The organism is Mesorhizobium sp. WSM4904 (assembly GCF_029674545.1).
GTDB lineage: Bacteria > Pseudomonadota > Alphaproteobacteria > Rhizobiales > Rhizobiaceae > Mesorhizobium.
Map to the genome: position 1 here is coordinate 2,201,090 of NZ_CP121354.1, position 12,307 is coordinate 2,213,396.

General features: G+C 63.1%; 14 protein-coding genes. 10 read left to right on the plus strand and 4 right to left on the minus strand.

The features are described 5' to 3' along the window. Positions 1 to 61: 61 nt before the first annotated feature. Positions 62 to 1,015: a signal peptide peptidase SppA gene (gene sppA / locus QAZ47_RS10475; RefSeq protein ID WP_278206687.1), complete on the minus strand. Its 954-nt coding sequence runs from the start codon at positions 1,013 to 1,015 to the stop codon at positions 62 to 64. Between the two features lie 294 nt (positions 1,016 to 1,309). Here sppA and lptC point away from each other — a divergent pair, with 294 nt between their 5' ends. The 6 genes from lptC (at position 1,310) to ptsN (ending at position 6,685) form a co-directional block, all read left to right on the plus strand. Beyond that, on the plus strand, positions 1,310 to 2,023 hold the full coding sequence (gene lptC / locus QAZ47_RS10480; protein ID WP_278206688.1) for an LPS export ABC transporter periplasmic protein LptC: 714 nt from the start codon (positions 1,310 to 1,312) through the stop codon (positions 2,021 to 2,023). Next, positions 2,010 to 2,603, plus strand: a complete 594-nt coding sequence (locus QAZ47_RS10485; RefSeq protein WP_278206689.1) for an LptA/OstA family protein — start codon at positions 2,010 to 2,012, stop codon at positions 2,601 to 2,603. The genes lptC and QAZ47_RS10485 overlap by 14 nt, the downstream gene beginning before the upstream one ends. After that, complete coding sequence (gene lptB, locus QAZ47_RS10490) at positions 2,603 to 3,421, plus strand: LPS export ABC transporter ATP-binding protein (protein ID WP_278206690.1); 819 nt, start codon at positions 2,603 to 2,605, stop codon at positions 3,419 to 3,421. Before QAZ47_RS10485 ends, lptB begins: the two co-directional genes overlap by 1 nt. Before the next feature lie 310 nt (positions 3,422 to 3,731). Next, the gene (gene rpoN / locus QAZ47_RS10495; RefSeq protein ID WP_278206691.1) at positions 3,732 to 5,261 is read left to right on the plus strand and encodes an RNA polymerase factor sigma-54; all 1,530 of its coding nucleotides are present in this window, start codon (positions 3,732 to 3,734) and stop codon (positions 5,259 to 5,261) included. A 313-nt stretch (positions 5,262 to 5,574) separates the two neighbouring features. Beyond that, positions 5,575 to 6,159 carry a ribosome-associated translation inhibitor RaiA gene (gene raiA, locus QAZ47_RS10500; protein ID WP_278206692.1) on the plus strand — a complete coding sequence of 195 codons (585 nt, stop codon included), beginning with the start codon at positions 5,575 to 5,577 and terminating at the stop codon, positions 6,157 to 6,159. A 61-nt stretch (positions 6,160 to 6,220) separates the two neighbouring features. Continuing rightward, entirely contained in the window at positions 6,221 to 6,685 is a 465-nt protein-coding gene (gene ptsN, locus QAZ47_RS10505) for a PTS IIA-like nitrogen regulatory protein PtsN (RefSeq protein ID WP_027165361.1), read from the plus strand. 92 nt (positions 6,686 to 6,777) lie between these two features. Here the strand turns inward: ptsN and QAZ47_RS10510 are convergent, their stop codons facing one another. Together QAZ47_RS10510 and QAZ47_RS10515 are read right to left on the minus strand one after the other, a co-directional pair. Then, positions 6,778 to 7,035 carry a DUF1150 family protein gene (locus QAZ47_RS10510; protein ID WP_278073862.1) on the minus strand — a complete coding sequence of 86 codons (258 nt, stop codon included), beginning with the start codon at positions 7,033 to 7,035 and terminating at the stop codon, positions 6,778 to 6,780. Positions 7,036 to 7,100: 65 nt separating this feature from the next. Then, on the minus strand, positions 7,101 to 7,526 hold the full coding sequence (locus tag QAZ47_RS10515) for an Hsp20 family protein (protein WP_278206693.1): 426 nt from the start codon (positions 7,524 to 7,526) through the stop codon (positions 7,101 to 7,103). 141 nt (positions 7,527 to 7,667) lie between these two features. Between QAZ47_RS10515 and QAZ47_RS10520 the strand changes: the two genes are divergently transcribed. Next, positions 7,668 to 8,609 carry a nucleoside hydrolase gene (locus tag QAZ47_RS10520; RefSeq protein WP_278206694.1) on the plus strand — a complete coding sequence of 314 codons (942 nt, stop codon included), beginning with the start codon at positions 7,668 to 7,670 and terminating at the stop codon, positions 8,607 to 8,609. A 39-nt stretch (positions 8,610 to 8,648) separates the two neighbouring features. Here QAZ47_RS10520 and QAZ47_RS10525 read toward each other — a convergent pair whose 3' ends face one another. Further along, a complete protein-coding gene (locus QAZ47_RS10525) occupies positions 8,649 to 9,263 on the minus strand; it encodes a LysE family translocator (RefSeq protein ID WP_278206695.1) in 615 nt (204 codons plus the stop codon). Between the two features lie 198 nt (positions 9,264 to 9,461). Between QAZ47_RS10525 and QAZ47_RS10530 the strand changes: the two genes are divergently transcribed. The 3 genes from QAZ47_RS10530 to QAZ47_RS10540 are packed head-to-tail and all read left to right on the plus strand — an operon-like array spanning position 9,462 to position 12,252. After that, positions 9,462 to 10,289 carry an AraC family transcriptional regulator gene (locus tag QAZ47_RS10530; RefSeq protein WP_278206696.1) on the plus strand — a complete coding sequence of 276 codons (828 nt, stop codon included), beginning with the start codon at positions 9,462 to 9,464 and terminating at the stop codon, positions 10,287 to 10,289. A 59-nt stretch (positions 10,290 to 10,348) separates the two neighbouring features. Further along, on the plus strand, positions 10,349 to 11,779 hold the full coding sequence (locus QAZ47_RS10535) for a tryptophanase (protein WP_278233188.1): 1,431 nt from the start codon (positions 10,349 to 10,351) through the stop codon (positions 11,777 to 11,779). After that, complete coding sequence (locus tag QAZ47_RS10540; protein WP_278206698.1) at positions 11,776 to 12,252, plus strand: YbaK/EbsC family protein; 477 nt, start codon at positions 11,776 to 11,778, stop codon at positions 12,250 to 12,252. Before QAZ47_RS10535 ends, QAZ47_RS10540 begins: the two co-directional genes overlap by 4 nt. Positions 12,253 to 12,307: the final 55 nt, after the last annotated feature.

Consider the following 12,307-nt stretch of genomic DNA (forward strand, 5'->3'; position numbering starts at 1 on the left):
ACCACTGCGGTCAAATTATCAGGATGATTTTATTGCTTTTTTGGCTCGTCCCAACGGCTTGTCAAGGGTGCCAGACTGAAACGAGACCGTCAAGAAACAAGCGGTCGGCGCCAAGCTCGTGAATGACATCGGCGCCGGCGTCCGGCAGGCCGAGCGCGCTGGCGACGGCTTTGGTCATGCTCCTCGAAAACAGGTAGCCGCGCCCCTCTGTGTTCTTCCATTCGACGACCTTGAGCTTGCTGTCGACGCCCTTGGTCGCCAGCCAGCCGATCGCCTCGGTCTCGCCGCCAACCGCGTCGACAAGGTGATTGCCGAGGGCCTGGCGGCCGGTGAAGATCGAACCGTCGGCCAGCGCCAGCGCCTGCTCATGCGTCATTTTGCGCCGCTCGGCGACGATGCCGACGAACCAGTCATAGCTGTCGAGGATGAGCTTGCGCACCATGGCGCGCTCGTCGTCATTGGTCGGCTTGAAAGGCGAGGGCGAAGCCTTGAGCGGCGAGGATTTCACTTCCTCGAGCTTGATGCCGAGCTTGTCCATCAGGCCGCTGACATCGGGATACTGGATCAGCACGCCGATCGAGCCCACGATCGAGGTCTGACGGGCAACGATGTGGTCGGCAGCGCTTGCGATCATGTAGCCGGCCGATGCCGCCAGCGTGCCGACCTCGGCCACGACCGGCTTGTCGGCGGCAAGCTTGCGCACTTCCTCATAGATCGACTCGCCGCCGACCGTGGTGCCTCCGGGCGAATCGATCGACAGGATGACGCCTTTCACGGTCGGCGATTTGCGGATCGTCTCCAGCCTTTTGATCAGCTCCTCGTCCTCGGTGATGGTGCCTTCGATCTTGACCTTGGCGATGTGATCGATCGCCTGGCCGGCAAAATCCTCGTCATAGACCCATGCCGAAAAGGCGATCAGCGCCGCCGCCAGAACCACAAACGCGGCCACGCGCCAGAACGTCAGCTTGCGGCGCAAGCGGCGGCGGTCGATCAGGTCGTCGGCTCTCATTGCCATTGTCAGCCTCACAATCGGTGGGAAAAGACGCTTTTAAAGCAAGCGCCCACGCGCGGCTACCGTTTCCTGCCGGTCGCGATCCCGGCAATAGACGTTGACGGCGACCTCACGAAAAATTAACGCAGCCAGGCCCTATCTGCTATGAAAGGCTGGCAGTTCAGCCGAATTCGTCCTAGTCGTGCGGTAGTAGCCGTCACATTTTTGCAGTTTTCCTCCGCTTGTGCTTGCTTGCGGGGGCCGGCATACCACCTATAAGCGGTGTTTGGCGGGGCAAGGGCTCATTAGAAAACAGTCATGTTGGCGCGATCTGACGAAACGAGCGATGCCGAAATGGTGTCGGCTGCCGCTGGCGAAAGCGGCACGCGCGGCGACGCGTTCGACCGCGCGCAGCGGCATTCGCGCCGCGTGCGCGTGCTGAAGTTCGCGGTGCCGCTGCTCGCGGCGGCAATAGCGGTCGCTTTTCCGGTCTATTCCTATCTCGCCGCGCCGGTTTCGGTCTCGGTGCAGGCCGATGGCACCGCCTTTTCGGACGGCAAGCTGGTGATGGCCAATCCCAAGCTCAACGGCTTCACCAAGCAGAAACTGCCTTATTCGCTGACGGCGACCCGGGCGACACAGGATGTCGGCAAGCAGGACATCATCGACCTCGACGGCATCAACGCCAAATTGCCCGTCGCCAGCGACAACGTCGTGGCCGTCGATGCCGCGCATGGCATCTACAATCGCGGCGCCAACACGATGGACCTGACCAGCGATGTCTCGGTGACCACCACCGACGGCATGGTGGCCAAGTTCAAATCGGTCTTCCTAGACATGGGCAAAGGCTCTATGAAGACGAGCAATCCGGTCGATGTCAGCCGCGGCGGGTCGCGCATCACTGCCGACTCGATGTCGGTGGAAGAGAACGGCAAGGTCGTGGTCTTCGAGAACCGTGTGCGCGTCAACATCGATCCGGCCGCTCTGAAGGCGGCGGGGGTTAAGAGTGGAGAAGAGAATGCGTCGCAGTAAATCCGCGTGGCTTCTGGGCGCAGCCTCCGCACTGCTGTTGCTGGGAACGGCGAATTCGCTTGCGCAGTCAAGCGCGAGCAGTCAGATCCCCGGGCTGAAATTGTCGGGCGACCAGCCGATCCAGATCGAAAGCGATAAGCTCGAGGTTCGTCAAGCTGACAGCATGGCCGTCTTCAGCGGCAATGTGACGGTCAATCAGGGCCCGACCCTGCTCAAGTCCGGCAAGATGACGGTCTACTACGTCAAGGATGCCAACGCCCCCAAAGGCGCGGCGGCCGGCGCGTCGGCGATGACCGGTGCCGCCAACATCGACCACCTCGTGGTCGAGAACAAAGTCTATATCAAATCGAACGACCAGATCGCCACCGGCGACACCGGTACATTCGACATGAAGACGCAGGTGCTGGTGCTAAAAGGCAAGGAAGTGGTGCTGTCGCAGGGCGACAACGTGCTCAAGGGCTGCAAGCTCACCGTGCAGATGAAAAGCGGCCTCGGCAATGTCGAAGGTTGTCCTCGCGTCATCATGTCGTTCAAACCCCAGAAGCAAGGAGAGCAGCAGCAGGGAGCGTCGAACAACTAATGGCCGGCGTATCGTCGCTGCTGGCCCGCCTTCCGGGACGGGCGGCCGCAAAACCGTCCGCGCCGGCAACGGTCGGCGCCGACAAGGCGAAGTTCAAGGGCACCCTGATCGCCAAGGGCCTGACCAAAAGCTACAAGGGCCGCAAGGTGGTGAGCGGCGTGACGCTTGGCGTGCGCGCCGGAGAGGCCGTCGGCCTGCTCGGCCCCAACGGCGCCGGCAAGACCACCTGTTTCTACATGGTCACCGGTCTCGTGCCGGTCGACGAAGGCACGATCGAGATCGACGGCTTCGACGTCACCTCGATGCCGATGTACCGCCGCGCCCGCCTCGGCATCGGCTATCTACCCCAGGAAGCGTCGATCTTCCGCGGCCTCAACGTCGAGCAGAACATTCGCGCCGTTCTGGAGGTGGTGGAAAAGAGCCGCAAGGAACGCGAGCGCACGCTCGACGAGCTGCTCGAGGAATTCCATATCAGCCATCTGCGCAAGGCGCCGTCGATGTCGCTGTCAGGCGGTGAAAGGCGGCGTCTCGAGATCGCGCGGGCGCTGGCGACGCGGCCGGCCTACATGCTGCTTGACGAACCGTTCGCCGGCATCGATCCGATCGCGGTCGCCGACATCCAGCAGCTCGTCCGCCATCTCACCGCGCGCGGCATCGGCGTGCTGATCACCGACCACAATGTGCGCGAGACGCTCGGCCTGATCGACCGCGCCTACATCATCCATGCCGGCCAGGTGCTGACGCATGGCCGCGCCGACGAGATCGTCGCCAACGCCGATGTGCGGCGTCTCTATCTCGGCGAGGGGTTCACGCTTTAGAGCCTGGTGCCATCCCGACAAATCGGAATGGGCTCCATCTCTTGGTTTAAGCGTGATCTTTTCCGAAAACCGGATTCCACTTTTCGCTGACGCGGTCCTTCGGTTCGGGGTCACGCTCTAGGCGCGAAATTCCGGTTCTGCCGCAATTTCTCGCTGATTTTTTCCGGTTTCCTGCCAATTCCGCCCCGGATAACGCTCCGGTAAGCCCTTCCTGCTAGCGTTTTCCTTGACAAGCAAAAGCCGGGCCAGTTTCTATGCCCGACCGAAAAACCTTCAGTTCGATGCGTAGACGAGGCGTTTGAATCCCACCATGGCGCTGGCGGCCAAACTGCAGCTCAGACAGTCCCAGTCGCTGGTGATGACGCCCCAGCTGATGCAGTCGATCCGGCTGCTGCAGCTCACCCATGTCGAGCTCGAACGCTTCATCGACGAGGAAATCGAGCGCAATCCGCTGCTGGAGCGGGCCGAGCCGCAGGATGAGACCGGCGGCGACCAGCCGCAGAAGGACGAGACCGCGCCGGAACCGGCGGCCGGGGGCGATTGGTTCGAAGGCGAGACGGAATGGAGCGCCGAGGCGATCTCGGAAAAGCTCGACGCTTCGCTGGAAAACCTGTTTCCCGACGATCCCGGCACGAGCGAGAGGCTGGGGCCGGACCTGACGGCGCAATGGAAGTCGGCGTCCGCAGGCAGCGCCGCCGGCGCATCGTCGGAAGGCTTCGATGTCGGCGAGATGGCCGCGACCATTGTGACGCTGCGCGAACATGTCGGCGAACAGATCGCTATGGCCTTCCCCAACCCTGCCGAACGCCTGATCGCAGGCGAGCTCGCCGACAGCCTCGACGAGGCCGGCTATCTGCGTGCCGACCCGGAAGAAATCGCCGCGCGGCTGGGCGCGGACAATGCGGCCGTGGCGCACGTGCTGGAGGTCTGCCAGACCTTTGAGCCGGCCGGCCTGTTTGCCCGCGATCTCGCCGAGTGCCTGTCGCTGCAGCTTGCCATACGCGACCGGCTCGATCCGGCGATGAAGGCGCTGGTCGACAATCTCGAGCTGCTCGCGCGGCGAGATTTCCAGACGCTGAAGCGCATCTGCGGCGTCGACGAGGAAGATCTTCTCGACATGCTGGCCGAGATCCGGGCGCTCGATCCGCGGCCCGGCACGGCTTTTTCGGGCGGGGCGAGCGATGCCATCGTCGCCGATGTCGAGGTACGGGCGGCCGCCGACGGCAGCTGGGCCGTGGAGCTCAATCCCGACACGCTGCCGCGCGTTCTGGTCGACAATGTCTACTTTGCCCGTGTCTCCAGCCATGCCAAGGACCAGGCGGAGAAGGACTTTTTGGCCGAATGCCTGCAGAACGCCAACTGGCTGACGCGCAGCCTCGACCAGAGGGCGAAAACCATCCTGAAAGTGGCCTCGGAAATCGTGCGCCAGCAGGATGCATTCCTCGTCCATGGCGTGCGGCATCTCAAGCCGCTCAACCTGCGCACTGTGGCCGACGCCATCGGCATGCATGAATCGACCGTGAGCCGCGTCACCGCCAACAAATACATGCTGACGCCGCGCGGCGTCTTCGAATTGCGCTATTTCTTCACCGCTTCGATCGCCTCCGCGGAAGGCGGCGAAGCCCATTCCTCGGAAGCCGTGCGCGACCGCATCAAGCAACTGATCGACGAGGAAAAGCCCGCCGACGTGCTTTCCGACGACGCCATCGTCGACATGTTGAGGGAAAGCGGCGTCGACATCGCCCGCCGCACCGTCGCCAAGTACCGGGAGGGCATGAACATCCCTTCATCGGTGCAGCGCCGCAGGGAGAAACGGGCGCTGGCCAACGCCGGACGCTAGGTCAGTTGATGTTCAACCGGCCTGACCTATTTTGGTGCAGGCTTGAGGAATGGCGGATTTCCACAGTTTTCGTGCTTCATTGACAAGCTGCAATGAAGTGTCTAGAAGCCCGCCCGCATGAGCCGGGCCGTGATGCCCGCTCGCGAATGGGTCCGTCAAAGCAAGGCCTCGGACGGCCAAGAAGGCGACTTGTGATCAACCGGAAAGTTCGGGTCTAAAATCGGCGCGCGTGCCGCCGCAAAGCTTGTGCGCGCGCACCACGGGTATAAACTCGGGACAGTTTGAAGCCTGAGCAAGGAAGGTCAGTTTTCAGATGAATCTGCGCATTTCGGGAAAACACATGGACATCGGCGATGCGTTCCGTACGCGCATCAACGATCGTGTCAACGAAGCCATCGAAAAGTATTTCGATCGGGGTTTTTCAGGACATGTAACGGTCATCAAGGCGGGGTCGCGTTTCTCGGCCGATTGCATGATCCGTCTCGATTCCGGTGCCTCCCTGCAGGCGACCGGCGACGCCCAGGATCCCACGCTTGCCTTCGAGACGGCCGCCGATCGCCTCGAAACGCGGCTGCGGCGCTACAAGCGCCGACTGAAGTCGCACAGTTCCGGCAACGGCAATGGCGAAGCCACCGACATCGCCTACACCGTGATGGAGCCACTCGCCGACGATGACGAAGAATTCCCGGAGAATTTTGCCCCGGCCATCGTCGCCGAATCGACCGTGACGCTTCGCACCATGTCTGTGGCGTCGGCGGTCATCGAGCTCGACACCAAGGACAGTCCGGTTTTCGTTTTCCGCAACGCCGGAAACGACCATGTCAATATCGTCTACCGCCGGCCGGATGGAAACATCGGCTGGATCGATCCGTCGACGACCAAAGTCGCGCAGGGATAAAGAAAGCCGGCCGCGCGAGGGGGACGACCGGCGCGGCAGGCGAGCAAGGGATTTTTCAAGCATGGATCTCAGCGATCTCATCAGCGTCTCGGCTATCATGCCGGCGTTGAAGGCGAATTCCAAAAAGCAGCTTCTGCAATTGCTGTCGGAGAGGGCGGCGGCGATTTCCGGGATTCCGGAGCGGGAGGTGTTCGACACCATCCTGCAGCGCGAGCGGCTGGGCTCCACCGGCGTCGGCAACGGCATCGCCATTCCGCACGGCAAGCTCGCCGGCGTGAAGCGGATCGCGGGCGTGTTCGCCCGGCTGGAGACGCCGGTCGATTTCGAGGCGCTCGACGACCAGCCGGTCGATCTGGTGTTCCTGCTGCTTGCGCCCGAAGGCGCCGGCGCCGACCATCTCAAGGCGCTGTCGCGCATCGCGCGCGTGCTGCGCGATGCCGACACGGTGGCCAAGATCAGAGGGACGCGCGACGCCGTGGCGATCCACGCGCTGTTGTCGGATACCCAGGCCTCGCACGCGGCCTGAAGCTTGCTCAGCTTTGGATAAAGCCTTGTTTTGGGGATAAAACCTTCAGGGGCCGCCAGGAGCGGCCCTTTTCGATTCAGGGAACGACCAGGTCAGTGAATAGCGACCGTGGTCAAATCGTTCTCCAGCGCGCCCGCCAGCGCCCGGTCACGGGCATCGGAAAGCAGGATCGGCTGACCGTTGGCGGCAAACAGCGCCCACAGTTCCAGGCCGGGCGCGATCTCGCCGAGGCCGGGGAAGCGGCCGCGCAGATCGTCGCTCGATACTTTCCTCAGGTAAGCGACCGAACCTTCGCCGAGATGGGCGAATTCGCCGCTGGTCATGGTCAGAGTTTCGTCAATTCTGTTCATTTTCAAGCCTCCTTGGCGCGAGACGCCACTTCCGGCCGTCCCGCATTTAGAGCCATCGGCGAAGATCAGTCTTTCACCGATATGTTTATTTTCCGTACCAGCCGTTCGGCCTCCGGACGGTCGAGATCGATCGACAACAGGCCGTTCTTCAGCTCCGCGCCGACCACCCGCATGCCATCGGCCAGCACGAAGCAGCGCTGGAACTGGCGTGCGGCGATGCCGCGGTGGAGGAACTCGCGCTCGGTGTCGTCGGTCTGGCGTCCGCGCACGATCAGCTGGTTTTCCTCCGTGGTGACATCGAGGTCGCTCTCGGCGAAACCCGCCACGGCAAGCGTTATGCGCAGCCGCTCGGCATTGCCGTCGGAGGCGCTCAGGCGCTCGATGTTATAGGGAGGATAGCTGTCACCCGACTTCGCCAGACGCTCCAGCGTCTTTTCCATGGATTCGAAACCCAAGAGAAGCGGGCTGGAGAAGGGCGTCATTCGGCTCATGTTACACTGTCCTCTCAAGAGCGACATAAACTGGAAAAACCCGGATGGCATTTTTCCCGATGGTCTTGATATGGTCCGCCGCGCGAACAAGTTCAAGCCATCAAAACCCCGCCCAAAAAGACTCCCCAAAAAGGAATTGAAATGCCCCAGTCACGAAAGATCATCATCGACACGGATCCCGGCCAGGACGATGCCGTCGCCATCTTGCTGGCGCTCGGCAGCTCCGAGCTGGAGGTCGTCGGCATCACCGCCGTTGCCGGCAACGTGCCGCTGAAGCTCACCGAGAAAAATGCCCGCAAGATCTGCGAGCTCGCCGGTCGGCCCGACGTCAAGGTCTATGCCGGCGCCATCCGCCCGCTGGCGCGCGAACTCGTCACCGCCGAGGAAGTGCATGGCAAGACCGGCCTCAACGGGCCGCAACTGCCGGAACCAACCATGCCGCTGCAGGAGCAGTACGCCGTCGACTTCATCGTCGAGACGCTGATGCGCGAGGAGAGCGGCACGATCACGCTCTGCCCGCTCGGGCCGCTCACCAACATCGCCCTGGCGCTGATCCGCGAACCGCGGATTGCGCCGCGCATCAAGGAAATCGTACTGATGGGCGGCGGCTTCTTCGAGGGCGGCAACGTCACGCCGGCCGCCGAGTTCAACATCTATGTCGATCCGCAGGCGGCAGACGTGGTGTTCAAGTCGGGCATTCCGATCGTGATGATGCCGCTCGACGTCACCCACAAGGCGCTGACCTCGGCCAAGCGCACGCAGGCCTTCCGCCAGCTCGGCACCAAGGTCGGCACTGCGACCGCCGAGATGCTGGAATTCTTCGAGCGCTACGACGAGGAAAAATACGGCACCGACGGCGGGCCGCTGCACGACCCGTGCGTGATCGCCTATCTGATCAAGCCGGAGCTGTTCAAGGGCCGCCGCTGCAACGTCAGCGTCGAGACGGCCTCCGAGCTCACCATGGGCATGACGGTGATCGATTGGTGGGGCGTCACCAAGCGCGAGAAGAACGCTATGGTGATGCGCGACATCGACCACGACGCCTTCTTCGCGCTGCTGGTGGAGAGGTTGGGGCGGCTCTAGCTCCTTTCCTTCCCCCACAAGGGGAGAAGGAGAGGGTGCTCACTTCGCCTTCGAGAATGCCAGCCACAGCCCGCCGCCGACCAGGAAGCTGCCGCTGATCCGGGACATCAGCTTGACGCGGCTGGCCGACAGGATGCGTCCGGCGCGGCCGGCGGCAAGCGCGTAGGTGGAATCCGACAGGGCGGCGAAGGCCATGGCTGTCAGGCCCATGACCAGGATCTGCAGCGTGTAATTGCCGAGCGGCGCGATGAATTGCGGGAAGAAGGCGCCGAAGAAGACAAGCGTCTTCGGATTGGAGATCGCCACCAGGAAACCCTGCAGGAAGAAGCCGCCGCGCGGTTTCTTGGCCGATCCGTCGGGGTTCAGCGTGCCTTTGGCGCGAAACATCTGCACGCCCATCCAGATCAGGTAGGCGGCGCCGATCGGCCTGACGCACTCGAACCAGTGGCCCATGCCGGCGATCAGCGTGTTGAGGCCGATGCCGACGATGGCGATCATGATGGCGAGGCCGGCCTGGGTCCCGGCGACATTGGCGAGACCGGCCTTCGAGCCGTGGCGCATGCTGTTGGCGATGATCAGCGTGACCGTCGGCCCGGGTACCAGGACGATGACGATGCAGGCGACGACATAGGTGGCGTAGAGTTCCAGCGACATGATCTTCCCTCGGCACCTCTGCGGGCTGGCAGGCGGTCGCCAGAATGCATGAGCCAGGGAAGCAAGCCAACGAAATAACGCCTGGGGGCCTATCGTCCGATTTCCGCGCTTTTGCGGATTCGGCCGGTGATATCTTTGTGCAATACCGGTGGTCCCGGGGATGCTAGATTTCTGTCTATCAAGTGCAGGGAGAAGGCCATGAACACGCTGGGCCAGGACGAGAAGGCGATCTATTTCACCGCACCGGTGGGCGGGGTCGAATGCCTTTCGGCAACCTTCAAGCGCCATCGCTACCAGCCGCATGCGCATGACACCTTCGTCGTCGGCGCGCTGTCGCATGGCACGGGCACCATCTTCATCCGCGGGCGCAATCATGCAGTCCGCGCAGGCGATCTCACCCTCTACAATCCTTTCGAGGTGCATGACGGCGCGCCGGCCAATGACGGTTTCAGCTACCGCGTCAGCTATCCGTCGACGGCCCTGCTACGCGAGATCGCGACTGAGAGCACCTCGCTCGACCGCGCCGGGACGCCGACATTCCGCGAGCCGATCGTGCACGATCCGCGAGGGGCCGCGCTGTTCTTCGCCGCGCATCGCCTGTGGGAGGAGAAGTGTTCGCAGATGGAGGCGCAGGAGAGGTTGCTTTGCGCCTATGTCTACTGCCTGTCGGTGCATGCAGGAGTGCGGTTTCCTCGCTCCAGCGGCGAGCGGGGGCCTATCGCCCGTATCGTCGAGCTTCTCTCCGAGCGCTTCGCCGAGCGGCTGACGCTGGAAGAACTGGCTATTGAAGCCGGACTGTCGCGTCAGCGGCTGATTCGCGCCTTCCATCGCAGGACCGGGATGACGCCGCACGCCTTCCTGGTCAATCGCCGTGTCGACGCTGCCAAGGCGATGCTGCGCAGCGGTTTCGATCCACTGTCGGCCGCGATGGCAACCGGCTTCAGCGACCAGGCGCATCTCACCCGCATCTTCAAGGCGCGTGTCGGCGTGCCGCCTGGAGCCTATCGCGCGGCCTTCGCTGCCTGATTTCACCGACCGATCCTGCAATGAGCGCGGCGCTTCAGGCCGCAACGATGGAGCATGTCATGAGCAAACGCATTCCAGAACCCTTCCGCATCAAGATGGTCGAGCCGATCCGCATGACCGATCGCGCCTTTCGCGAGACGGCGCTTGCCGAGGCGGGGCTCAATGCCTTCCTGCTCAGGAGCGAAGACGTCTACATTGACCTCCTGACCGATAGCGGCACCGGAGCGATGAGCGACCGTCAGTGGGCAGGGCTGCTGCTCGGCGACGAAGCCTATGCCGGCAGCCGCAACTTCTACCGCCTTGCCGAAACGGTCGAGCGGTTGTTTGGCTATCCCTACATGATTCCGACCCATCAGGGCCGCGGCGCGGAACAGATCGTCTTTCCGGAATTGGTGAAGCGCCGCGGTTCAAGGGCGCCGGTCTTCATCTCCAACTACCATTTCGACACGACCAAGGCGCATGTCGAGCTTGCCGGGGCCAAGGCCGTCAATGTGCTGACCAAGGCCGCCAACGACACCGCGCATTATGACGACTGGAAGGGCAATTTCGACCTTGCCGCGCTGGCGGCGGCGATCGAAACGCATGGCGCGGAGAATGTCGCCGGTATCGTCGCGACGGTGACCTGCAACAGCGCCGGCGGGCAGCCGGTGTCGATGGCCAATCTGAGGGCCGCCTCCGAACTGGCGCGTGACCACGGCATCCCGGTGATGATCGACGCCACGCGTTTTGCCGAAAACGCGTGGTTCATCCAGCAGCGTGAGGAGGGTTATGCCGACCGCTCCATCCGCGACATCGTGCGCGAAATGATGTGCTATGGCGATCTGCTTACGCTCTCGGCCAAGAAGGACGGGCTGGTTAATATCGGGGGCTTCTGCGCCTTCCGCCAGGACGCCGGCCTGTTCCGGGCGGTGCAGGTGCGCTGCGTGCCGATGGAAGGCTTCATCACCTATGGCGGCCTTGCCGGCCGTGACATGGAGGCGATCGCCATTGGCCTCGATGAGGCGGTCGAGACCGATTATCTCGCATACCGCGTCGGCCAGGTCGCCTATCTCGGCGAACGGCTGCGGCAAGCGGGCGTGCCGATCCAGTACCCGACCGGCGGCCACGCCGTTTTCGTCGACGGCGCTGCGATGCTGCCTCATGTCTCGGCTGATCGCTTTCCGGCCCATGCTCTCGCCTGCGAGCTTTATCTGGAGGCCGGCATCCGGGCTGTCGAGATCGGCTCGCTGATGCTGGGCCGCGACCCTGCGACCGGCAAACAGGAGAAATCGCCGCTCGAACTCCTGCGCCTCACCATCCCGCGCCGTGTCTACACCAACGACCATATGGACTACATCGCCGATGCGCTGATCGCGGTCGCGAAGCGGGCAAAGACGATCCGCGGCCTTGACTTCGCGTATGAGCCGCCGATCTTGCGCCACTTCACGGCGCGGTTTCGCTGGGCCGAAAAAGCGACCGCGGTGCCACTGGCGGAGATGGCGGACGCATGAGCCCTTCGGTCAAGCGGTTCCTGGAGGAACGCGGCGCGCGTTACCAAGTCGAGACGCATGCGCCGCTGATCTCATTCGAGGATGCCAAGACGATCCTGTCGCTGGATCCGGCGAACATGGTCAAGGGCCTGACCTTCGCGCGGCCTGGCGGCTTCGCGATCGTCGCGCTGAGAGCCGCCGACCGGGCGGACTATAAGAAGATCGCCGACGCGCTCGGGTTGCGCAGGGCCGACCTGTGGCTCGCCGACGCGCAAAGCGTGCGCAGGGAACTGGACATGGAGCAGGGCGGCATCGTGCCGCTGCCGATCGGCAGCGCTCGTGTGCTTATCGACCGCGCGGTGCTTGGGCTGGACGAGATTGTCTGCGGAACGGGCCGCAACACGGCGACACTGATCATCGACCGCGACGTGTGGCTGGACATCGCCGACGGCGAGGTCGGCGAATTCGCCAAACCAGCCCCAGTTGCGATGTGACAGTGGAGCAGTTCAACATGATCGCGTCGAACTGTTCCAGCTATTTGGCTTGATG